This window comes from Streptomyces sp. YIM S03343, assembly GCF_054729195.1.
Genome location: NZ_JBPUKX010000001.1, coordinates 1,969,104 through 1,991,771, shown reverse-complemented (window position 1 = coordinate 1,991,771; position 22,668 = coordinate 1,969,104). Strand labels below are relative to the sequence as shown.

Here is a 22,668-nt window from a genome sequence, read left to right as displayed (position 1 = left end):
TCCGCTCGCGTTGATCTGCGCAGACGGGCAGGATGCTGCCCGTAGCATCGTCTCGCCCGTTCACGGAGGTCCCGATGGCCGCCAGCACACTCGCCCCGTTCAGCGCCGACGACTACCGGGCGCGGATGACACGGGCCGCGCGGGCGGCCGCCGACGCGGGTCTCGCGGGGCTGCTCGTCGCGCCGGGCCCCGACCTGGTGTGGCTCACCGGCTACGCGCCCACCGCCGCCACCGAACGCCTCACCATGCTGGTCCTCGTCCCCGGAAAGGACCCGGTGCTCGTGGTGCCCACGCTGGAGGCCCCCGACGCCGCCAAGGCGACCGGCGCCCCCGCCCTGGCCCTGCGCGACTGGACCGACGGCCGGGACCCCTACGCGCTCACCGCACAGCTCCTCGGCCCCTCAGGATGCTTCGGCATCAGCGACAACGCCTGGGCGATGCATCTGCTCGGCCTCCAGAAAGCGCTGCCCGGCACCTCCTACGCCTCCCTCACGAACGCCCTGCCGATGCTGCGCGCCGTGAAGGACGCGCCGGAGCTGGAACTCCTGGCCGCGGCGGGCGCCGCCGCCGACGCCACCTTCGAGGAGATCCGCACCGTGCGCTTCGGCGGGCGCCGCGAGTCCGAGGTCGCCGCCGACCTCGCCGCCCTGCTGCGGCGCTTCGGACACTCCCAGGTCGACTTCACCATCGTCGCCTCCGGGCCGAACGGCGCCAACCCGCACCACGAGGTCGGCGACCGCGTCATCGAGCACGGCGACATGGTCGTCCTCGACTTCGGCGGCCTGAGGGACGGCTACGGCTCCGACACCTCCCGCACCGTCCACGTGGGCGAGCCGAGCGACGAGGAGCGCCGCGTCCACGACATCGTGCGCCGGGCCCAGGAGGCCGGTTTCCGTGCCGTCCGCCCCGGCGTGGCCTGCCAGGAGGTCGACCGGGCCGCGCGCGCGGTCATCGAGGACGCCGGATACGGCACGTACTTCATCCACCGCACCGGCCACGGCATCGGCGTCACCACGCACGAGCCGCCGTACATGATCGAGGGCGAGGAACAGCCCCTGGTGCCCGGCATGTGCTTCTCCGTCGAACCCGGCATCTATTTGCCCGGCCGCTTCGGCGTACGCATCGAGGACATCGTCACGGTCACCGAGGACGGTGGCCGCCGCCTCAACGACACGACACGCGAGATGGTGATCGTGGACTGACGTGCAGCCACCGCGTCCGGCCCCCGCGTCCCGCGCCAGGTCCCCCGCCAGGCCCCGTCCCCCCGACATCAGAAGGTGCATTACGACGACCCGCACGACTCATGACAGCAGAGGCAGCAGAGGCAGCCGAGCCGGCCGAGGCACCGCAGACAGCAGAGGCACCGCAGACAGCAGAGGCACCGGAGACGGCAGCGGTACCGACAGCACCGGCCGGACCCTGCAGGCCCCCTCACCCCGGCCCCACCCGAACGACGACGGCGCGACCATGACCCAGGCACCGACACCCACCGCGGACATCGTCCGCAGACTGGTCCGTTCCCTCCTCAAGGAAGGCGAGGAGGGCAAGCAGACCGGGAACGGCACCGCCGGACCCGACGTCCGGCCTGTCTCCGCGGGCGGCGAGAGCGCCACCTGGTGGGTCGGCGCCCGCCATGTGCTGCGCCTCGCTCCCGACCGCGAGGCCACCGTCCGTCAGCGCCGTGAACTGCGGGTGCGCGACCTCGTACGCCCACACGTCCCCGTCGCCGTGCCGACCAGCGTGGCGCACGGGGAGTGGGCGCCCGGACTGTCGTACACGCTCGACACCAAGGTGCCCGGCAGTTCGGCGGAGGAACTCGACGTCACCGCCGTCGGCGAGGCCGACCTGGCCGCACTGCTGACGGGGCTGCGCCATGTGCCCGTACGGCAGGCCGAGGGGCTCGGCGTGCCGCGCGTGCCCGCCCGCTCCCTGGAGGCGCTGCGCCGTATGGCGGTGCACGCCGCCCAGCAGCTCGGCGCCGCGGACGAGTTCGAGCCCGCCCTGCTGCACCAGCTCACCCCGCCCGTCGCGGCCCAGCTCTCCGCCCAGCCCGGTACCGCGGTCCTCGTGCACCACCATCTGCGGGGAGAGCATCTGGTGGTCAGCCCCGACGGCCGGGTGCGTGGGGTGCTCGGCTGGACCGATGCCGCCGTCGGCGACCCGGCCGAGGACATCGCCGGACTCGCCCTCGCCGTCGGCTCCCCGACCGCCGTGCGGGCCGCAACCCTGGCCGGTTACGGCGCCCGCCCCTGTCTGCGCGGTCTGTGGCTGGCCCGCTGCGACGCGGTCGTACGCCTCGCCGCCCGCCTGGATGGCCGCGAGAGCACCCCGCTGTCCGTGCTGCGCACCCATCTGCGGCACGCCTGGGAGACGATCCTGCTGGAACGGGTCACGGAACTGCGAGACCACGGAGCCGGGGGCCACCACGACCTGTGAGGTCCGCCCCCGTCCCCCTTGTCTGCGACTGGAGTACTAGGGCGTGTCTGACAATTCCCGCCGGGCGCGCGACGCCTGGCACGGCACCTCGCCGCGTTGTCGGATCACCCGAGTACGTCCAGTACACGGGCGATCCTCCGCCTTGCGATGCACCGCACCAGACGCCGCGCGCTGATCCGACGCGAATTGTCAGACACGCCCTAGGGCGTGTTTCGAAAGTCCCGCCTGCCCTGCGACGCCTGGCACGCACTCCCCCAAGCTCTGACGAGCAGGGGGTGCCCCCGGCTGTGTTGTCGGGATCGCCCATGTACGCCCAGTACGAGGGCGACCCTCCGCCTTGCGATCGCACGCACCAGACGCCGCAGGGCCCGCCCTTCGGGCGGTCGGCGCTACTTTCGAAACACGCCCTAGGACTGCGCGAGCACCACGCACGACTCGCCGGGCAGATGCAGCAGCCCGTCCGCGCCGGGTGCCTCGACCGGCTCCCACGCGGCGAGCACCACCGCGCGCCGGGGCCCGAGAGGGATCGCCGCGGGTTCCTTGCCGAGGTTGACGGCGACCCGGATGTCGCCGCGCCGGAAGGCGAACCAGCGGGCGTCCTCGTCGTAGGCGGCCCTGATGTCGGTGAGGTCCGGGTCGAAGAGGTCCGGCTGGTCGTGGCGCAGCGCGATGAGCCGCCGGTACCAGGCCAGCATGCGCGCGTGCGGCTCATGGCCCGGCTCGGACCAGTCGAGGCAGGAGCGGTCGCGGGTCGCCGGTTCCTGGGGGTCGGGCACGTCCTCCTCGGCCCAGCCGTGCGCCGCGAACTCCCGCCGCCTGCCGCGCCGTACGGCCTCGGCGAGTTCCGGGTCCGTGTGATCGGTGAAGAACTGCCACGGCGTGCCCGCGGCCCACTCCTCGCCCATGAACAGCATCGGGGTGAACGGCGCCGTCAGCGTCAGCGCGGCCGCGCAGGCCAGCAGACCGGGTGAGAGCGACGCGGCGAGGCGGTCGCCCTGCGCGCGGTTGCCGACCTGGTCGTGGGTCTGGCTGTAGCCGAACAGCCGGTACCCGGCGACCCGCGCACGGTCCAGCGGCCGCCCGTGGCCGCGGCCCCGGAAGCTGGAGTACGTGCCGTCGTGGAAGTAGCCGCCCGTCAGCGTCTTGGCGAGACCGCCGAAGGACGCGCGCGCGAAGTCGGCGTAGTAGCCCTGCGACTCGCCGGTGAGCACGGTGTGCAGACAGTGGTGGAAGTCGTCGTTCCACTGGGCGTGCAGACCGAGGCCGCCCTCCTCGCGCGGGGTGATCAGCCGGGGATCGTTGAGGTCCGACTCGGCGATCAGGAACAGCGGCCGTCCTAGGCGCTCGGCGAGGCCGTCCACGGCCGTGGAGAGCTCCTCCAGGAAGTGGCACGCGCGCGTGTCCTTCAGCGCGTGCACGGCGTCCAGCCGCAGTCCGTCGATCCGGTAGTCGCGCAGCCAGGCCAGCGCGCTGCCGAGAAAGTACGCGCGCACCTCGTCCGAGCCGGGCGCGTCCAGGTTGACGGCGGCGCCCCACGGGGTGTGATGGGTCTCGGTGAAGTAGGGGCCGAAGGCGGGGAGATAGTTCCCGGACGGGCCGAGATGGTTGTGCACGACGTCCAGGACGACACCCAGACCGAGCTCATGGGCCCGGTCCACGAAGCGTTTCAGTGCCTCGGGGCCGCCGTACGGCTCGTGCACGGCCCACAGCGAGACCCCCTCGTACCCCCAGCCGTTCCGTCCGGGGAAGGGGCACAGCGGCATCAACTCGACGTGGGTGATGCCCAGTTCGACCAGGTGCTCCAGCCGTGCGGCGGCCGCGTCCAGGGTGCCCTCGGGGGTGTACGTGCCCACGTGCAGCTCGTACAGCACCGCGCCCGGCAGGGACCGCCCGGGCCAGCCCGCGGTGCGCCACACGTACTGCTCGTGGTCGACCACGGCGCTCCAGCCGTCCGGCCCCTCCGGCTGGCGGCGGGAGCGCGGGTCGGGCAGCACGGGGCCGTCGTCCACCGCGAAGCCGTAGTGCGTGCCGTCGTGCGCCTCGGCCTCGCCGTGCCACCAGCCGGGGCGGCCGGGATCGTGCCGCATCGCCTGTGTGATGTCGTCGCAATGGAGCGTCACACGGCCGGCCTGCGGTGCCCACACCTCGAACTGCACGGACGGTTCCCCTTCGTCTGCTCACCGGGATGCCGGGAGGTGGGGCCTGTCGCTCGCCTAGTGCCCCGACAGGCAACATTCGCCCCGTCGCGACGCCCGGCACGCACTCTCGCCGCACCGGCCGAAAGCCCAAGTACGTCCAGTACGAGGGCTTCCGGCCGGCACGCCGAGAGCACGCACCGGACGCCGCTCCTTCACGGGCAAACGTTGCCTGCCGGGGCACTAGCTCTGGCCAGACCCCGCGTCTGCCCGTCCATCGTGCGCCAAACGAGATCGATCCGCCCCGGAATCACCTTTGAATCACCCCTATTACGCCAGGTGTCACCCGGTACGCGCGTGAGGCGTGCGCTTCTCGGTTTCTGGACACCCGGGGTTCACTGACCGACAATCACCACTGTGACGTCGTCATTCGAGTTCCACACGTACCCCGCGCGGCCGTCCGACGCGGAGCGCGACAAGGCGTTGAAGGTGCTGCGCGACGGTGTCGCCATGGGACGGCTGTCGCACGACACGTTCGTACGGCGCATGGAACTCGCCCTGGCCGCCCGGCACAGCGACGAACTCGCGGTGCTCACCGCGGACCTGCCGCAGGAGAACCGCTTGTCGCGCGCGGTGTTCGGCACCGTCGAGGCGGTCTCCGGCTTCACCGTACGGCTGCGGCGCGCCTGGCGGGCCGAGCGGCTGCCCAAGCTGCTGCTGCCGCACCCCGCGGGCGGCCGGACGCTGCTCATAGGCCGCGACCCCGCCAGCGGCCTGCGGCTCACCCACGAGACCGTCTCCCGGGTCCACGCCGAGCTGCGGATGCAGGGCGGCATGTGGGTGCTCAGGGACCTCGGCTCGACCAACGGCACGACGGTGAACGGGCGCCGGGTGATCGGCGCCGCCGTCGTCCGCGAGGGCGACCAGATCGGCTTCGGGCGGATGATGTTCCGTCTGTCTGCGAACTGAATTGGTGTGGCGCTTGAACCGGTGTGGCGCTCGGCGACCGGGCGGGCGTCTGCGGCGGGGGAGTCGGCAGCGGGGGAGTCGGCAGCGGGCCGCAGCCCGGGGGCCGGTTGGTGGACAAAGGTTTGAAGAAAGGTTTCTTTCGTTGTGGTGTTGACGTACCCCGCCACTCGTGACTGACTGTGTGTACACCATGCACACCAGGTGAAGCGACGGCGCCGCATTGTGGAGGTGTGTCCTGCCGCCACGCCTCCGTTACCCGTCCGTCGACGAGCTGGGCGAGCGCGCCGCCGCGCTCGCAGCCCGCCACCCCCGGCACGCCCGGCTGCGCCGCGTCGGCACCTCACGCGCGGGCACACCCCTGTGGCTGCTCTCCGTGGGCCGAGGCGACCGCCACGCCCTCGTCGTCGCCGGACCGCACGCCAACGAGCCCGTCGGCGGCGCCACCGTCCTGCGGCTCGCCGAGCGGGCGCTGGCTGGCCAGGGCCGCGGCGAGGACACCGACACCACCCTCGACCTGCTGCTCTGCCTCGACCCTGACGGCTCCCGCCGCAACGAGGGCTGGCTGACCGGCCCGTACACCCTGGGCCGCTACTTCCGGAACTTCTTCCGGCCCGGCTTCGCCGAACAGCCCGAATGGCTGCCCGACGGCCCCGCCGCCGCGGCCCTGCCGGAGACCCGCGCGCTGCTCGGCCTCCAGGACGAACTGCGGCCCTTCTTCCAGTGCTCCCTGCACGGCGTCGACGTCGGCGGCGGCTTCGTGGAGCTCACCAGGGACCTGCCCGGCCTCGCCCCGCGCCTCGCCCGCATCGCGGCCGGACTCGGCATCCCGCGCGAACTCGGTCCCTACGACGCCCTGTACTGGCCCCGCCTCGGCCCCGCCGTCTACCGCATCCCCCCGCCGCGCCCCGGCAGCCGGGCCGCCGCCATCACCGAGGCCGCCGTCGAGTCGACATGGTTCCACCCCCAGCGGCACGGCACGGTGACCGCCGTCGTCGAGGCGCCCATGTGGGGCGTGACCGCCGTGGAGGACGGCTCCCCGCCCGCCGACCGGGACACCCTGCTGCGCACCGTCAGCCGTACCCTGCGCGCCGACACGCGGCTCCTGGAGCGCCTTCTGGAGCGCCTGCGGCCCCATCTCGCCGACGCCCCCGACACGGCCCGCCTGCTCGCCCCCGTCGACGACTACCTGCTCGTCTGCCCCGGGCTCGCCGACGCCTGGGACCCCGACACCGACGACGGCACCGCGCTCCGGCTGCCGCCGCTCAGCACCGGCCATCTGGTCGCCCTGAGCATCTCCGGACGGCGGCTCGCCCTGCGCACGGCGGGCCTCCTGTACCGCCTCGTGCGCGGCTCCGGCCACGACCCGGCCGGGGTGCTGCCCGACCTGGACGGACTGATCGACACCTGGTGCGCCGAGTACCGCGACGGCTTCCAGGCGCGCTGGATCCCCGTCTCCCGCCAGGCCGAGTACCAGGCGCGCGTGGTCCTCAGCGCCCTTGCGCTCGCCGCGCGCCGCCCGCGCGTGCGTTCCCGTTCGGGTGAGCCGGACTGGGGTACGGAGGCCGCCGTGCCGATGCACCGGGAATGAACCACTTCACCCGAGCGACAGCCGTGCGCGGCGCTCTGCTCGCCGCCACCGCCCTCCTCGCCGCCGGCCCGGTGCCCGCCCAGGCGGCCCCGCACGCGCACGGCAACGGCAACTGGCTCTACGTCACCGTCACCCACGGCGAGGCGCGCGCGGGCGGCAGCCGCAGCAGCCTCCTGATGTGCGACCCGCCCCAGGGCCACGCCCACGCCGCCGACGCCTGCGCCGAACTCGAGGCGGCCTCCGGCGACATCGGTGCCGTTCCGCACAAGGAGGTCATCTGCCCGATGATCTACGCGCCGGTCACCGCCCAGGCGGAGGGTGTCTGGAACGGCAAGCGGGTCGCCTACGCGCACACCTTCGCCAACACGTGTGAGATGACCGCCCACACGCGCGACGTCTTCGCCCTCGACGCCTGACCCGCGGCTCCGCCGCCCCGGCCCCCACCTGCCCCGGGGCTCAGCCCCGGGGCCCGTAGCGGTGCTCGGGGGCTGCGCCCTGACTGCTTGATGGCTGCTGGGAGCCGAAGGCGGGCGAAAATCGCCAAGACGCCCCCTGCTTGTGACGGGGGGCGCCTTCGTTGCACGGTGCCGGTTGCGGACCGTCGGCTGCGGTCAGGCCGGGACCGGGGCCTTGCCGGCCGACCGCTCGGTCCCAGACGCTGCCCGCCTGGCGAACAACCGGTCCAGTCCCAACGCCCCGGATCCGGTGAAGACCAGCAGGAAGAAAGCCCAGCAGAACATCGCCGAGGCCTCGCCGCCGTTCTGGATCGGCCACAGGGCCGTCTGCTGGTGCATGTCGAAGTACGCGTACGCCATCGATCCCGAGGCGAGGAACGCGGCGGCACGGGTGCCGAAGCCGAGCAGTACGAGGCCGCCGCAGACCAGCTGGATCACGGCTGCGTACCAGCCGGGCCAGGTCCCGGCGTCGATGGTGCCGCCCTTGGTGCCGACGGCTCCGCCGAGGACGCCGAAGAGCGAGGCGGCGCCATGGGCGGCGAAGAGCAGACCGACGACGATGCGGTACAGGCCGAGAACGTAGGGCTGGGCGCTGTTGAGGCGTCCGGTCATGAGGGACGAACTCCTTCGGTTCGAGGCACGGCCCGGGCAGGAGCCGGCCCACTTGGGGGCCGCGGTACCGAATGGTGGACCTACGCTAGGCAGACCCGTTCAATAGTTGCAAGTTCAACATCTGCCCGTTCCCGGGATTCCGTTTCCGCTTCCGCTTCGACCGCCGCGGCACGGCGGACGGCTCTCGTGACCGCATCGGCGTCCCACGTACGGGCTTGCGCCGCGATCACCCGGTGCACGCCTTCCGTCGGTACACCGGAAGCGAACCGCTGAGCGTGCGGCCGACTTTGACGGCCGGTCAGCTGGCGGGGCGTGGCGTCCCGTCCGGGCCGCCGGTGGTGCGACCGTTGGCCGTGTGCGGTCGGCACTGCCCGGTCTCGAGCGCCGCGCGAGCTGGCCGTCGGCCGTGCGTCGCAGATCCGGTTCCACCTTTATGAGAGTGGTCACACGCACCGCCGACACAGACACAGACACAGACACAGACACCGGCACCGGCACCGGCACCGGCACCGGCACCGACACCTCGGGCGAGTGCACCACTCGGGTCCCGTCCCGTGATCCCGGCGGAATCGTCAGGATGCTTTGGCGACGCGGCGAGCGTCCGGAGCCCGCCCGGCACGCCGAATGCTGCCTACGCCACCCAGTTCCGGCGCTCGACGGGCAGGCCGCGTTCGAAAGCGGGCTCCGGCGCGGACGAGGGCGACGAGGTGGGGTGCGTTGACGGCTTGCCACCGCTGCTGTGCGGACTCCCGTGGTACGCCTCGCGGTCCCGCCCAGCGGTGCTGTCACCCGCCCTGCCCATCGGTATCGGGTCCGTCTGTGCGTTCCAGGAGGGCCACCGGCAGGTCGGCGAAGAGGTCTGTCAGGTGGGCCTGGGTCTCGAAGTGGTGGTTCGGGGTCAGGAGGTCGGTCCAGTGGCCCGGGGGGAGGGGGAGGCTGGTGTCACGCCAGCCGCCCGATTCCGCCAGGCGGAGGGAGAGGCGGGTGACCGCTGTGATCGTCCGGCCGGAGCGGGTGAAGGCCAGGCAGTGGGGTGCCGCCGGGCCCTCGGCGGGCAGAGGGGTGTAGGTCGCCGACTCGCCGAAGGTTTGCGGGCGTCTTGCGCGCAGGTGCAGTGCCGCCGCCGTCAGCTCGTCCTTGTCGCCGGATGCGTCCGGCGACAACGGTGCCGGGCTGCGGTTGTCGGGGTCCACCAGGGCCCGGTACTCGCTCTCCGTGCCCTGGTAGATGTCCGGCACGCCCGGCATCGTCAGATGGACCAGGGCCGTGCCCAGGACGTTCGCCCGGATGTGCGGCTCCAGGACGGCGCGGAGGGCCGCGACACGCTCGCCGGGCGCCCCGCACGGCCCCGCCGCCACGAACGCCGCCACTGCCTCCTCGTACGCCGGCTGCTGCTCCGTCCAACTGGTGTGCAGCCCCGCCTCCCTCACATGCTTCAGCAGCGCCCCCTGGACCCGCTCGGCGGCTGCCGGGCCGAGTCCGAACACTGTCTGCCAGGCCGCCCACGCCAACTGCGCGTCCGGCACCCCCTCACCCCCCGCCTCGGCCTCGGCCAGCGTGTCGGCCCAGCGGTCCGGGCACTCGGTCAGTACCGCCAGGGCCGCCCGTACGTCGGCGCTGCGCTTGGTGTCGTGAGTGGACACGGCGGTCCCGGTGAGCGGCCAGTCGCGCTGCACGCGCGCGCAGTACGCGTGGAAGTCCTCCGGTGACACGGCGGGGGCGCCCGGGTCGCCGCCCACCTCGGTCGCGGACAGCAGCGGCACATAGCGGTAGAACGCCGTGTCCTCGACGGACTTCGCGCGCAGCGCCGACGAGGTCTGCGCGAACCGCGCGTGGAACTCCGCCAGGTCGCGCGGGTCGTGCCCGCCGTCGTCGGCCGACGCGAGCAGCAGGCCCCGTACGACGCCGACCGCCTCCGCCTCCTCCGGGACGGTGAACGCACGCCGCGCCTCCTCGGCGGCTGCCTCGGTGACGACGGCGGCCGCGTCGTCGGGGCCGTAGGGCCGGTAGACCTCCATCCGGACCAGCAGCTCCCGCAGCGCCGCCCGGAGCGCCCAGGGCGCCCGGTCGCGAAGGGTGAGGCCGGGCACCGCGGCGCACAGCCGGACCGCCACCCGGGTCAGCCGGTCCAGCTCGGCGGCCAGCTCGTGCGTGATCACCTCGTGCGCCGCGCGCCGTACCGTCGCCGCCCAGTCGCCGCCGCGGTCCGGCGGCGGGGCCGCGTGCCGCCGGTACCGGCCGAGCAGGCCCTCGGCCCCCACCGGGTCGGTGAAGACGCCGTCCACGCGGCGCAGGGCGTCGTAGCCCGTGGTGCCTGCCACGGGCCAGGCGGCGGGCAGCCGCTCGCCGTCCGCGAGGATCTTCTCCACGACCGTCCAGCGCCCCCCGGTGGCCTTGTGCAGGCGCGCGAGATAGCCGCCGGGGTCGGCGAGGCCGTCGGGGTGGTCGACGCGCAGCCCGTCGAGGACGCCCTCGTCCAGGAGCTGGAGGATCTTGCCGTGGGTGGCGTCGAACACCTCCGGGTCCTCCACCCGCACCCCGATCAGCTCCGAGATACTGAAGAACCGCCGGTAGTTCAGTTCCGTGCGGGCCAGCCGCCACCACGCCAGGCGGTACCACTGGGCGTCCAGCAGCCGTGGCAGCGGCAGTCCCTCGGTGCCCGCACGCAGCGGGAACGTCTGGTCGTAGTGGCGCAGCACATCGCCGTCGACCTCCAGCCGGTCCAGCTCCGCGCCGAGCGGCCCGCCGAGGACGGGCAGCAGGACGCGGCCGTCCTGGGCAGGCCAGTCGATGTCGAACCAGCGCGCGTACGGCGATCCGGGGCCCTCCCGCAGCACCTCCCACAGGGCGTGGTTGTGCCGCGGGACCATCGCCATGTGGTTGGGCACGATGTCGGCCACCAGACCGAGCCCGTGCTCCCGCGCGGTGCGCGCCAGCGCGCGCAGGCCCTCCTCGCCGCCCAGCTCCTCGCGCACGCGCGCGTGGTCCACGACGTCGTAGCCGTGCAGGGAGCCCGGGACGGCCTCCAGGACGGGCGACAGATGCAGATGCGAGACGCCGAGCGACGCCAGATACGGCACGGCCGCCGCCGCGGAGGCGAACGGGAAGCCGGGCTGGAGCTGGAGCCGGTAGGTGGCCGTGGGCACTTCCGCTTCGGGGCGCTCAGGTGTCATGGACTCCTACGTACCCGCCGCGGCGGAATTCGTGTCATCGGCCCGCCGCTGATCCACGGGCGCTCGCCCGCGCGTGCGGCCCGCTTCGAGCGCGGATCGGCTGGACCTGCGGATCGATCGGATCCGTGGATCGGCCGGGCCCGTCGGGCTCGCGGGTCTGCGGGCCCCGCCGGACCCGCGGAACGGTGCGTGCCGCCCGCTTCGAGTGCGTACCCGCCGGACCGGCCGGGCCCGCCGGGCCAGCGGACCGACCCGCCCCGTCGAACGCGCGAACCCGCCCGGAGGGCACCCGCGCGCGTGCCGCCCATAAATGCGGCCACGCGCGCGTGATGCCCGAGGCGGCGGCCAGACCGCCGTCGGACCGCCGTCGGACCGCCGTCAGACCGCCGTCAGACCGCGCCGGACCGCCGCCTACGCCGGCCGCCGCAGCACGGCCATGCTGCGGTCCACCAGTGTCAGTCGCTCCCCGGCCTCCACCTTCTCGCCCGTGCCCGGTGGTACGCCCTCCGGGCGGCCCGTGTCGACCACGATCTGCCACTGGCGGCCGTGATCGACCGGCACGACGAAGTCGAGGGTCTGCGGGGAGGCGTTGAACAGCAGCAGGAACGAGTCGTCGGCGATGCGCTGGCCGCGCGAGCCCGGCTCCGAGATCGCGTTGCCGTTCAGGAACACCGACATCGCCGAAGCGGGCGCCGAGTCCCAGTCCCGCTGGGTCATCTCCCTGCCCTCCGGGGTGAACCAGGCGATGTCGGAGAGGTCGTCGTGGGTGCCCTCCACGGGCCGCCCGTGGAAGAAGCGGCGCCTGCGGAAGACGGGATGGTCCTTGCGCAGCCACACCATCGCGCGCGTGAAGTCCAGCAGCGTGCTGTCCTCCTCGCCCTCGCCCGCCTCGGCCCCTCCGTCCGGGTCGGGCCACTGCACCCAGGCCACTTCGCTGTCCTGGCAGTACGCGTTGTTGTTGCCGTGCTGGGTGCGCCCCAGCTCGTCGCCGTGGCTGAGCATGGGCACGCCCTGGGACAGCATCAGCGTGGCGAGGAAGTTCCGGGTCTGCCGGGCGCGCAGCTCCAGCACCACCGGGTCGTCGGTGTCGCCCTCCACGCCGCAGTTCCACGATCGGTTGTGGTTCTCGCCGTCGCGGTTGTCCTCGCCGTTGGCCTGGTTGTGCTTCTCGTTGTACGACACGAGGTCGCGCAGCGTGAAGCCGTCGTGACAGGTCACGAAGTTGATGGAGGCCAGCGGGCGGCGTCCGTCGTCCTGGTAGAGGTCGGAGGAGCCGGTGAGGCGGGAGGCGAACTCCGCGAGTGCCCGCGGCTCGCCCCGCCACAGGTCGCGCACGGTGTCCCGGTACTTGCCGTTCCACTCGGTCCACAGCGGCGGGAAATTGCCCACCTGGTAGCCGCCCTCGCCCACGTCCCAGGGCTCCGCGATCAGCTTCACCTGGGAGACCACCGGGTCCTGCTGCACGAGGTCGAAGAACGACGACAGCCGGTCCACCTCGTGGAACTGCCGGGCCAGGGTCGCCGCGAGGTCGAAGCGGAAGCCGTCGACATGCATCTCGGTGACCCAGTAGCGCAGCGAGTCCATGATCAGCTGGAGCACGTGCGGGGACCGCATCAGCAGCGAGTTTCCGGTGCCGGTGGTGTCCGTGTAGTAGCGCCGGTCGTCCGCCAGGCGGTAGTACGACGCGTTGTCGATGCCCCGGAAGGACAGCGTCGGGCCCATGTGGTTGCCCTCGGCGGTGTGGTTGTAGACCACGTCGAGGATGACCTCGATGCCCGCCTCGTGCAGCGCGCGCACCGCCGACTTGAACTCCAGGACCTGCTGGCCGCGGTCGCCCCACGAGGCGTACGCGTTGTGCGGGGAGAAGAAGCCGATGGTGTTGTAGCCCCAGTAGTTGCCGAGGCCCATGTCGGCCAGCCGGTGGTCGTTGACGAACTGGTGTACGGGCATCAGTTCGAGCGTGGTGACGCCGAGCGAGGTGAGATGGTCGATGATGGCCGGGTGCGCGAGCGCCGCGTAGGTGCCGCGCAGCTCCTCCGGCAGCCCCGGGTGGCACATGGTGAGGCCCTTCACATGGGCCTCGTAGATCACCGTGTGGTGGTACCCGGTGCGCGGGCGCCGGTCGTCGCCCCAGTCGAAGTACGGGTTGACCACGACCGACGTCATGGTGTGCGGCGCGGAGTCGAGGTCGTTGCGCTGCTCGGGGGCGTCGAAGTGGTAGCCGTAGACCTCCTCGCCCCAGTGCACCGAGCCGCTGATCGCCTTCGCGTAGGGGTCGAGCAGCAGTTTCGCGGAGTTGCAGCGCAGTCCGCGCTCGGGCGCGTACGGTCCGTGCATCCGGAAGCCGTAGCGCTGCCCTGGCATGACGCCCGGCAAGTACGCGTGCCGTACGAATGCGTCGGACTCCTTGAGCTCCACCGCCGTCTCCGAGCCGTCGTCGTGCAGCAGACACAGCTCTACTCGGTCCGCGGCCTCCGAGTAGACCGCGAAATTGGTGCCGGCGCCGTCGTACGTGGCACCGAGGGGATACGCCTCGCCAGGCCAGACCTGCATGGTGACGACTCTTTCAGGTTGCCGCGCCGTTCGGGGGGCCTTGTCACCGAGTCTCCCCGAAAGTGATGGAACCACCTGTGACTTACGCCCCTCTTACCGCTCGACCAGTGCATACACGGTGGAGCGGCCCGCATTCCTGCCAAGGGTGACCAATCGGGTCGAACACGTGCTCCCGTGGACTCAGGGGAAGTAGGGGGAACTACGTGAGAGGGACAGTGCGCCGTCATCTGGGCAAGGTGATGGCCGGCGCGGCCGTCGCGGTGGCCGGGACGGCCGTGATGGTGGCGATCACCCTGCCGGGCACGGCCGGGGCGGACGAGAAGGGCGGGGGCGGCAGCGGCAGCGATCGGTCGGCCCAGGCCGACCGGGCCGACGGGGGCGGCGGCGCGGTCGCGCCGGGTGTCGTCCGGGCGGCCCCCGCCGAGGGGGAGAAGGGCAAGGGCCTCGACCCGCTCACCGACGACGAGGTGAAGCGTGTCGAGCGGATCGCGCTGAACCGGCAGCTGCTCGACTCCGGTGAGAGCGTCACGGGCGCCCGCGGCCCGCAGCGCCTGACCGTCGAGCTGGCGGAGCCCGACGCGGACGAGGTGGACGCCCCGGACGCGGCGCGGCGCGCCGACGTGACGTACTACGACTACCGGGACGACAGCGTCGTCACCCGGACGGTGGACCTGGACACCGGCAAGGTCGTGGAGACCTCCGAGCAGCACGGTGTGCAGCCGCCGCTCAGCCTCGCCGAGCAGACCGAGGCAGCCCGGTTGCTGATCGCCGATCCGCTGGGTGCGGGCCTGAAGGCGGACTACAAGGACGCCACCGGCAAAGAGCTGACCTCCCCGGACCAGCTGACGCTCACCAGCATGGTCTTCCGGGCCGTCCCGGGCGTCCGGCCTGCCGCGCTCACCGCCTGCGGCGAGCACCGCTGCACCCGGCTGTTCCCGAAGATCAAGAACGGTGCGTGGATCGACACCCGGGACTTCGTGATCGACCTGAGCGCCCGCAAGGTCGTCAGGCTCGGCTGAACCGCGACCGGGCGACGGCGGTCGGTGCCGGATGACCGCGGTCGGTTCCTGACGGCCCCAGTCGGTTCCTGGCGGTCGTGATCCGCGCCGGGCAGCCGCGATGCGCATCAGACAGCCGTGACCCGCTCCTGCCGGTCGTGATCCGCTCGGGGCGACGGTGTCCGTTCGTTTTTCCAACGCAACTTGCCTTCTCTGCACCTCCGCACCTCCTTACCTCCGCAAGGGAGCGACTTCGTCATGCGCGAAAGCAGAAACAGCCGTGCCGCCCGCCGCAGGGTGCCGCGTGGGCGGGCCGCGGCCGGCCTGCTCGTGGCCGCCGCACTCGCCTTCGGTGGCACGGCGACCGCCCCGGCCTTCGCCGGTCCGAAGGCGGCACCCGCCGCCCCGGCCGCCGCCTCGTGCAGCGCCGCCTACCAGATCGAGCAGAAGCTCTCCACCGGCACGACCTGGCGGATGTGCTGGCGCTTCGAGAGCCGGTCCGGGGTGGTCCTGGACGACATCTCCTACCAGCCGCCCGGCGCCGCCGCGCCGATCAAGGTCCTGAACAGCGCCAAGCTCGCCCAGATCGATGTGCCGTACGACGACGGCAGCGTCGAGTACAGCGACGTGACCGACTACAACTTCGGCAAAGGCCTGCTGAATCTGACGCCCGCCGAATGCCCCGGCGGCACCATCAGGACCGTCAAGGTCACCGACCCCTTCTACTCCTCGACGCCGAACGTCAAGGGCCTGTGCGCCACCACCCGTTCGCGCGGCCACGCGTACCACATGCTCAGCGACACCAACGGGAAGAACTACCAGGCGCAGGGCAAGGATCTGCTGCTCTACACCGTCAACAAGGTCGGCTGGTACGAGTACATCACCGAGTGGCGCTTCCAGGACGACGGGCTGATCAGCATGAACGCCGGTGCGACCGGCAGCCTTTCGCCCGACGACTACGACGCGGGCGACGGCCGCGGCTGGCCCCTCGGCAAGGGCGCCAAGGCGTACGCCACCAGCCACAGCCACAACATCTTCTGGCGGCTCGACTTCGGCCTCGACGGCTCCTCCAAGTCCCGCGTCGAGCAGTACGACTCGGTGGTCAGCCCGCCCGCCCACGGCCAGGAGGCCCCGACCAACCGCACGACGCTCACCAAGGTCACCAAGGAACTCGCGGGCGACGCCAAGGACATGCGCTGGTGGCGGGTCGTGAGCACCGCGGGCAAGAACAACGACGACCACCCGCGCTCGTACGAGATCGTGCAGGGTGCCACGGCCAAGTACCCGGGCCGCGGCTTCACCCGGCATGACGTGTACTTCACCGAGTACAACAAGTGCGAGCAGTACGCCAGCGGCAATCCGCTCGACTGCGGTGCCGGGCACGGCAGGTCGGTGGACACCTGGGTCAACGGGCAGACGCTGACTCACCCCGTGGTGTGGGTGAACGTGGGATTCCATCACATCGCCCGTGACGAGGACCAGCAGCCCATGCCGGTGCACTGGCAGGGCTTCTCCATCGCTCCGCGCGACGTCACGGCCATGAACCCGCTCACCCCCGCCGAGCTCGCTTCACAGAACGGTCACTGGCGGTAGGACACTTCGGAATCCTCTTGTCCATCCGGCTGCACCGCCGACCGCTCCCGGAGTACCCTTCCTTGATCGTTGGGACAGGGAGTGCTCGGGGGAGCGGAAGGCGGTGCACGGGTGGGCTCGGGAGGGCTTGAGTTGCCCCCTGGTGACGACGGTCACGAGGGGAACTCGGCAGAAGTCCCGCCCGGCGCGGTGTCCTTGGCGCGTCCGATGAACGCGGCGGGGGCCATTGGCCCGGAGCTGGACTGGGACGCCGGCGCCTGGCACGAGGTACGCGTCCGGGCCCAGCGGGCCGGCCGGGCCTACATCTGGCTGAACCTCGTGGAACAGCGGCTGCGCGCCGTCGTCGCCGCGGTGCTGCGCCCCGTCTACGAACCCGTCCACGGGGACGACTGGGTGGTCGCCGCGGCCGGACCGGCCGGACAGGAATGGGTGCAGCGCGCCGTCGCGGTACGCGAAGTCAGCCGCCGCAAGGGCTACCTGCTGGACCCGGCCGACGACAACGTGATCAGCTTCCTGACCCTGCCGCAGCTCCGCGAGCTGATGGTGCAGCACTGGCCGTGCTTCGAGCCGTACATCGACGAGCGCCGCGACGTCGAACTCGCCCTGGACGAGCTGGAGGTGACCCGCAACGTCGTCTCCCGCAACCGCGCGCTGTCCGAGGCCGTGCTCAGCCAGGCCGAACGGGCCTCCGCCCGGCTGCTGGAGATCCTCGGCGCGGGCAGCGACGTGCCCTCCGCGAGACGGCTGCCCGTCGACGCCGTCGAGGACCTGGTCGGCGACCGGTACGCAGACGTCGTCGCGGTGCACCCCGACCGGGTACGGCTGCTGCGGCAGTTCCCCGCCGAGGACATCTTCGGCGGCGCCCGCCGGCTGGACGTCATCGGCATCGGCCTCAACCTCCTCGTGCAGAACTTCTCCGGCCGCCGGCTGGTGCGGCTGGCCGAGGCGGGCTGCCGGGTACGGCTGCTGTTCCTCAACCCGGCCTCCAGCGCGGTGAAGCGCCGAGAACGCGAACTCGGGATGAAACGGGGCGAACTGTCCCGCTCGGTCGAGATGAACATCCTGCACATGCGCCGGGTGCGCTCGCGGCTGCGTGATCCCGGTGCCTTCGAGATCCAGGTCTACGACGAGACACCGCGGTTCACCTGTTACCTGGTCGACGGCGACGGCACCGACGGTGTCGCCGTCGTGCAGGCCTATCTGCGGCGCAGCCGCGGGATGGAGACGCCGGTGTTCGTGCTGCGGGGCGGGAGCAGGGTCGTCAAGTCGGACGAGATCGACGAGGGCGGGCTCTTTCCCGCCTACCGCGAGGAGTTCGAGCAGATGTGGGCGGATTCGCGCCCGGTGTCCTGAGTTCACCGGGTTGAATCGGGTTTTCATCGGGTTTTCATCGGGCTTCGGGGGCGGCTGGGGAGCCTGCCCGCCGGCATGAGCGGAACGCGGGCGTCTGATTGTCAGTGGCGCATGCGATGGTGGAGATCACTGGGGGAGAGCACCACGAAAGGGGGGCCGCCATGGGCTGGCACCGGGAGCTGCTGATCGGCTTCGACCTGGAGACGACCGGGACCGATCCGGGTGAGGCGCGCATCGTCACGGGCGCCGTGATAGAGGTCAAGGACGGACAGCCGCTCGGGAGCCGGGAGTGGCTCGCCGACCCGGGGGTGGAGATCCCGGCGGACGCGGTGGCGGTCCACGGGATCAGCAACGAGCGGGCGGCGAGCGAGGGCCGTCCGGCGGACCAGGTGGCCGACGCGATCGCCGATGTGCTGGTGGGGTACTGGAACTCCGGCGTGCCGGTCGTCGCGTACAACGCGGCGTTCGATCTCACGCTGCTCTCCGCCGAGCTGCGGCGGTACGGGCTGGCTTCGCTGCGGGAGCGGCTGGGCGGGCGGGAGCCCGCACCGGTCATCGACCCGTACACCATCGACCGGCGGGTCGAGAGGTACCGGCCCGGGAAGAGGAACCTTGAGGCGGTGTGCGCGGAGTACGGGATAGCCGTGGGGCGGGCGCACGACGCCTCGGCCGATGCGCTGGCGGCTGCGCGGCTTGCGGGGGCGATCGCCTGCCGGCACGGGAAGGTCGCGGCGCTGGCTCCTGCGGAGCTGCATCGGCGGCAGGTCGAGTGGTACGCGGCTTGGGCGGCGGACTTTCAGGCGTTCTTGCGGGGCAAGGGGGATGCGGGGGCTGTGGTGGACGGGACGTGGCCGATGCGGTCCCCCTCCGGGGTGCGGTGCTGAATTCGGTGCGGGTGCGTGGGGGTTCTCGCGCAGTTCCCCGCGCCCCTGATGGGGTGGTTGCTGTTGTGCGTCATTTGCGCGTGGGTTGTGGCTTGTCGCTCCCCCAAGCTCTCAACTTCGTTCGAGCAGGGAGGTACCCCCATCGCGGCGGAGCCGCATATCGATACAGCCCCGCGCCCCTGAAAGACCGCGGAGTTGCTCAGAACGAGTGCCACCGCACCGTTTCGTCTGCTGTGCGTAGTGAGGCCACTCTGCGGGTGAACTCGGTCAGGGCTCTTGGGTTTGTCGGGGTGTGTTGGGCTACCCAGGCGCAGCTTGCTGTTTCTCGGGCGGCTCGGAGGGTTTCGCAGCCGTCCCAGTCGCTTACGTCCCAGCCGTAGGCCTTGGTGAAGGCTGCGTAGGACTCGGGGGGCAGGCCGTAGCGGTCTCGGGTCAGGGTCATGACCACCAGGTCGTGTTCGCGCAGGTCGGTGGAGAAGGTCTCCAGGTCCATGAGGACCGGGCCGTCGGGGGTGATGTGCACATTGCGGGGGAGGGCGTCGCCGTGGATCGGGCCGGGTGGGAGGTGGGGAGTCAGGGATGCTGCCGCGGCGGCGTAGGTGTCGCGGCGGGCGCGGAGGTAGGCCGCGTCCGCCGGGGGGATCGCGTCGCCGGCCAGGCGCAGCCAGCGTTCCACTCCGCCCAGCAGGTCGCGGGGCGGGAGGGGGAAGGGCGGGGCGGGCAGGGCGTGGACCTGGCGGAGGAGGTGGGCCAGATCCTGTGGCTCGGCGGGGCGTACCGGGTCGGGCAGCCGCTGCCACACCGTGACCGGGTGGCCCTCGACGAGCCGTGGTTCCGGATCGGCCGCCCGTACCGCCGGGACACCGGCCCCGGCCAGCCATACCGTGACGGCCAGTTCACGGCGGGCACGGTCGAGGAGTTCGGCGTCGCGGCCCACCTTGACGACCAGGTCACCGGCGGCGAACACGGCGTTCTCGCCCAGGGCGAGGAGGCGGGCGTCCCGGGCGGACGTGGTGGGCAGCACCCCGGCCCTGGTCAGTACGTCCCGCGCCTGTGCCTCGTCCATCCGCCCGCCTTCGCCTCCGACCCGTGATCCAGGGCCGTCCGGCGGTCAGTCTCGCACCCGGTGTCCGTGCCGGGGCACGGGCGAGGGCCCGCCGGTCCCCGGAACCGGCGGGCCCTCTGTCCAAGGGGGCCAAGGGAGAGGAGGTCACAACACCTTGGCGGGCTCGGTCTCGTCCTCGTCCTCGCCCCGGACCACCCTGGTCACCGCCACGGGCGACTCGTCGTGGCTGAGGTCGGGCAGCCAGCGCAGCCAGGTCGGCAGGTACCAGTTGCGCTCGCCCAGCAGCGCCATCACCGCCGGGAGCAGCACACCCCGGATGAGCGTCGCGTCGATGAGCACCGCCGCCGCGAGGCCGACGCCCATCTGCTTCATCGACTGCATGGACAGCGTGCCGAAGATCGCGAACACCGCGACCATGATGGCGGCGGCGCTGGTGACGACACCGGCCGTGGTGACCACGCCGTGCTGGATGGCGTCCCGCGTGGTGCGGCCGCGCAGCCGGGCCTCACGGATCCGGGACACCACGAACACGTGGTAGTCCATCGACAGACCGAAAAGGATCACGAAGAGGAACAGCGGCAGCCAGGTCACGATGGCCCCCACCCCCTCCGCGCCGACCAGTGAGGCGCCCCAGCCGTGCTGGAAGACGGCGACGAGGATGCCGTAGGCCGCCCCCACCGACAGCAGGTTCAGCACGATCGAGGTGATCGCCACCGTCAGCGAGCGGAAGGACAGCAGCATCAGCAGGAAGGCGAAGACCACGACGAACGCGAAGACCGGGCCGACGGAACCGAGGAGCTGGTCGTTGAAGTCGTGCGAGCCGGCGACCTGGCCGGTGATCGGCGCCTGGACGCCGTCGACCTTGCCGAGCGTGGCGGGCCGTACCTCGTCGCGCAGCTTCTCCAGGCTCTTCGTCGCCTTGCCCATGTCGGAGCCGCCGACCAGCGGGACATAGACCAGGGCGACGTTCTGGGCGTCGTGCACCTTGATCTCGACCGGGCCGCGCGAGGCGCCCGAGCTGATCGCCTCGTCCTTGAACCGCACCAGTGCGTCGCGCACCTCGGCGGAGTTGATGTCCTTGGCCTTGACGACCACCTCGGCGGGCTCTGAGCCGCCGGGGAAGGCGTCGTTGATCCGGTTGTACGTCTGGACGATCGGCAGCTTGTCGCCGAACTCCTGGTCCAGGGTGAGCTGCGAGGTCTTCATGCCCAGCGCGGGCGACGCCACGGCGAGCAGCACCCCGGCCGCGAGCGCCACCGCGACCCACGGCTTGGCCAGCACACCGCGCAGCACGGTGCTCCAGAACCGGCTCTCGGTGCTGCCGCCGGTACGGCCGCCTTTACGGCCACGGAGCCGGCCGAGGAACGGGATGCGGCCCTTCTCGACCCGCTCGCCCAGCAGTGACAGCAGCGCGGGCAGCACGGTCACCGAACCGACCATGGCGACCGCCACGACCATCAGCGAGGCCAGGCCCATCGCCTCGAACTCGGCGAGCCCGGTGAACAGCATGCCCGCCATGGCCACGCACACCGTGACACCGGAGATGATGATGGCGCGGCCGCTGGTCGCGGCGGCGATCCGCAGCGCGGTCCCGGCGTCCCGGCCCGCCGCCCGCTCCTCGCGCTCCCGGCGCAGATAGAACAGGCAGTAGTCGACCCCGACCGCCATGCCGACCAGCAGCATCACGGAGTTGGCGGTGTCGCTCATCGGCTGGAGATGGCTGACGACGCCCATCAGGCCCATCGTCGCCACGATCGCGGTGATCGCCAGGGCGACCGGCAGCAGCGCCGCCACCAGCGCGCCGAACGCGATCAGCAGGATGCCGAAAGCCACGGGCACGGCGGACAGCTCGGCCTGCTGGAAGTCGTCGCCGAACGCGTCCTGGTACTGCTTGTTCATACTGGCGCCGCCGATCTCCTCGATCCGCAGCGACGAGTGGTCCTTCTGGACCCCGGCGACGGCGTTCAGCACCGGCTCCACCCGGTCGGCGGCGGTGTCGGCGTCACCGCGCATGTCGAACTGCACGAGCGCGCTGTGCCCGTCCCGGGAGATCGTCCTCGTGTCGTAGGGCGAGGTCACGTCCGTCGCCTTGCCGGTCGACTCGACGGCCCGGACGACCGCGCCGACGGCGGACCGGAACTCCGGGTCCGTGGCCTTGGTGGTGCCGTTCCTCGCCTGGACGAGCACGGACTCGCTGGCCGGAGCCTTGATCCCGGCGTCTTCGATGATCTGACCGGCGGTGTGGATCTCGCCCTTGAGCTGGCCGGACTCCTTGACATCGACCCGGCCCGCCGCCGAACCGAGTCCCATCGCCAGGACGACGAACAGCACCCATATGCCGACCGCCGCCCATCGGTGCCGTGCGCTCCAGCCGCCGGCTCGGGCGGCCAAGCCCCGCACCCGCGATTCTCCGTTCTGCATGACGGGCTTTCCCCCTTGTCGTCGTGACGGCCCGCTGCCGTCACCTTTCGATCGGTTCGATTCGAAGGTATGGGCGGGATAAATCCATCTCGTCGTGCTGTCCGGTGAAGTGCCGAGGACCCCGCTCCTCCCCTCGGAGCGCGGCCCCTCCGCACTGGGGAGGACGGGTGACCCTGACATCCTTCGGCCGATGTCAGGGATGAGGTTCAGGGTTACGGGCCGGTATCCGGACCGGCTCCGGGGTGGTCCGGAGCGGGTCCGGACCACCCCCGAACCGTCGGCGGAGCGCTCTCCGCAATTACTCAACCTTGTTGAATAACCCGCAGCCGCGTGTGGTTGTTGATCTGCGCGCCCCGATCGGCGAGAGTTTCGCGGGGTCGCCCAGCCTCCCCCAGCGGCGGTCGCGCCCACCCCCACGGGGCGCGGACGCCC

The 22,668-nt window shown here is 71.9% G+C and carries 15 protein-coding genes; 9 read left to right on the top strand and 6 right to left on the bottom strand.

Annotated elements, in window-relative coordinates:
* Window positions 1-74 precede the first annotated feature (74 nt).
* Window positions 75-1,202 carry an aminopeptidase P family protein gene (locus tag ACSYGN_RS08555; RefSeq protein WP_460393525.1) on the top strand — a complete coding sequence of 376 codons (1,128 nt, stop codon included), beginning with the start codon at window positions 75-77 and terminating at the stop codon, window positions 1,200-1,202.
* A gap of 265 nt (window positions 1,203-1,467) precedes the next feature.
* Entirely contained in the window at window positions 1,468-2,436 is a 969-nt protein-coding gene (locus ACSYGN_RS08550) for a phosphotransferase family protein (protein WP_460393523.1), read from the top strand.
* 407 nt (window positions 2,437-2,843) lie between these two features.
* Here ACSYGN_RS08550 and treZ read toward each other — a convergent pair whose 3' ends face one another.
* On the bottom strand, window positions 2,844-4,592 hold the full coding sequence (treZ, locus tag ACSYGN_RS08545) for a malto-oligosyltrehalose trehalohydrolase (protein WP_460393521.1): 1,749 nt from the start codon (window positions 4,590-4,592) through the stop codon (window positions 2,844-2,846).
* Window positions 4,593-4,988: 396 nt separating this feature from the next.
* Here treZ and ACSYGN_RS08540 point away from each other — a divergent pair, with 396 nt between their 5' ends.
* The 3 genes from ACSYGN_RS08540 to ACSYGN_RS08530 all read left to right on the top strand — a co-directional run bounded on the left by ACSYGN_RS08540 (window position 4,989) and on the right by ACSYGN_RS08530 (window position 7,544).
* Window positions 4,989-5,540 carry an FHA domain-containing protein gene (locus tag ACSYGN_RS08540; protein ID WP_460393519.1) on the top strand — a complete coding sequence of 184 codons (552 nt, stop codon included), beginning with the start codon at window positions 4,989-4,991 and terminating at the stop codon, window positions 5,538-5,540.
* Window positions 5,541-5,760: 220 nt separating this feature from the next.
* A complete protein-coding gene (locus ACSYGN_RS08535) occupies window positions 5,761-7,128 on the top strand; it encodes a M14 family zinc carboxypeptidase (RefSeq protein ID WP_460393517.1) in 1,368 nt (455 codons plus the stop codon).
* Window positions 7,125-7,544: an SSI family serine proteinase inhibitor gene (locus tag ACSYGN_RS08530; RefSeq protein ID WP_460393515.1), complete on the top strand. Its 420-nt coding sequence runs from the start codon at window positions 7,125-7,127 to the stop codon at window positions 7,542-7,544. The genes ACSYGN_RS08535 and ACSYGN_RS08530 overlap by 4 nt, the downstream gene beginning before the upstream one ends.
* A gap of 195 nt (window positions 7,545-7,739) precedes the next feature.
* Here ACSYGN_RS08530 and ACSYGN_RS08525 read toward each other — a convergent pair whose 3' ends face one another.
* The 3 genes from ACSYGN_RS08525 to glgX form a co-directional block, all read right to left on the bottom strand.
* Window positions 7,740-8,195: a DoxX family protein gene (locus tag ACSYGN_RS08525; RefSeq protein ID WP_460393513.1), complete on the bottom strand. Its 456-nt coding sequence runs from the start codon at window positions 8,193-8,195 to the stop codon at window positions 7,740-7,742.
* A 785-nt stretch (window positions 8,196-8,980) separates the two neighbouring features.
* Entirely contained in the window at window positions 8,981-11,368 is a 2,388-nt protein-coding gene (treY, locus tag ACSYGN_RS08520) for a malto-oligosyltrehalose synthase (RefSeq protein WP_460393511.1), read from the bottom strand.
* Window positions 11,369-11,779: 411 nt separating this feature from the next.
* Complete coding sequence (gene glgX / locus ACSYGN_RS08515; protein ID WP_460393509.1) at window positions 11,780-13,921, bottom strand: glycogen debranching protein GlgX; 2,142 nt, start codon at window positions 13,919-13,921, stop codon at window positions 11,780-11,782.
* A gap of 203 nt (window positions 13,922-14,124) precedes the next feature.
* On the opposite strand from glgX, the gene ACSYGN_RS08510 reads away from it, so the two are divergent.
* From ACSYGN_RS08510 to ACSYGN_RS08495, 4 genes are all read left to right on the top strand, one after another.
* Window positions 14,125-14,940: a Tat pathway signal sequence domain protein gene (locus tag ACSYGN_RS08510; RefSeq protein WP_460393507.1), complete on the top strand. Its 816-nt coding sequence runs from the start codon at window positions 14,125-14,127 to the stop codon at window positions 14,938-14,940.
* Window positions 14,941-15,177: 237 nt separating this feature from the next.
* Window positions 15,178-16,512, top strand: coding sequence for a copper amine oxidase (locus ACSYGN_RS08505; RefSeq protein WP_460393505.1), 1,335 nt, complete (start codon window positions 15,178-15,180; stop codon window positions 16,510-16,512).
* A gap of 81 nt (window positions 16,513-16,593) precedes the next feature.
* Complete coding sequence (locus ACSYGN_RS08500) at window positions 16,594-17,865, top strand: SAV2148 family HEPN domain-containing protein (protein ID WP_460403303.1); 1,272 nt, start codon at window positions 16,594-16,596, stop codon at window positions 17,863-17,865.
* A gap of 161 nt (window positions 17,866-18,026) precedes the next feature.
* Entirely contained in the window at window positions 18,027-18,749 is a 723-nt protein-coding gene (locus ACSYGN_RS08495) for an exonuclease domain-containing protein (protein WP_460393503.1), read from the top strand.
* 199 nt (window positions 18,750-18,948) lie between these two features.
* Here ACSYGN_RS08495 and ACSYGN_RS08490 read toward each other — a convergent pair whose 3' ends face one another.
* Together ACSYGN_RS08490 and ACSYGN_RS08485 are read right to left on the bottom strand one after the other, a co-directional pair.
* A complete protein-coding gene (locus ACSYGN_RS08490; protein WP_460393501.1) occupies window positions 18,949-19,815 on the bottom strand; it encodes a phosphotransferase enzyme family protein in 867 nt (288 codons plus the stop codon).
* A gap of 144 nt (window positions 19,816-19,959) precedes the next feature.
* Window positions 19,960-22,236 carry an MMPL family transporter gene (locus tag ACSYGN_RS08485; protein WP_460393499.1) on the bottom strand — a complete coding sequence of 759 codons (2,277 nt, stop codon included), beginning with the start codon at window positions 22,234-22,236 and terminating at the stop codon, window positions 19,960-19,962.
* Window positions 22,237-22,668: the final 432 nt, after the last annotated feature.

Excerpts from the sequence above, each read along its gene's own strand:
- ACSYGN_RS08485 (WP_460393499.1), bottom strand. The coding sequence starts at position 22,236 with ATGCAGAACGGAGAATCGCGGGTGCGGGGCTTGGCCGCCCGAGCCGGC.
- glgX (WP_460393509.1), bottom strand. The coding sequence starts at position 13,921 with ATGCAGGTCTGGCCTGGCGAGGCGTATCCCCTCGGTGCCACGTACGAC.
- ACSYGN_RS08555 (WP_460393525.1), top strand. The coding sequence starts at position 75 with ATGGCCGCCAGCACACTCGCCCCGTTCAGCGCCGACGACTACCGGGCG.
- ACSYGN_RS08550 (WP_460393523.1), top strand. The coding sequence starts at position 1,468 with ATGACCCAGGCACCGACACCCACCGCGGACATCGTCCGCAGACTGGTC.
- ACSYGN_RS08505 (WP_460393505.1), top strand. The coding sequence starts at position 15,178 with ATGCGCGAAAGCAGAAACAGCCGTGCCGCCCGCCGCAGGGTGCCGCGT.
- treY (WP_460393511.1), bottom strand. The coding sequence starts at position 11,368 with ATGACACCTGAGCGCCCCGAAGCGGAAGTGCCCACGGCCACCTACCGG.
- ACSYGN_RS08525 (WP_460393513.1), bottom strand. The coding sequence starts at position 8,195 with ATGACCGGACGCCTCAACAGCGCCCAGCCCTACGTTCTCGGCCTGTAC.
- ACSYGN_RS08490 (WP_460393501.1), bottom strand. The coding sequence starts at position 19,815 with ATGGACGAGGCACAGGCGCGGGACGTACTGACCAGGGCCGGGGTGCTG.
- ACSYGN_RS08495 (WP_460393503.1), top strand. The coding sequence starts at position 18,027 with ATGGGCTGGCACCGGGAGCTGCTGATCGGCTTCGACCTGGAGACGACC.
- ACSYGN_RS08530 (WP_460393515.1), top strand. The coding sequence starts at position 7,125 with ATGAACCACTTCACCCGAGCGACAGCCGTGCGCGGCGCTCTGCTCGCC.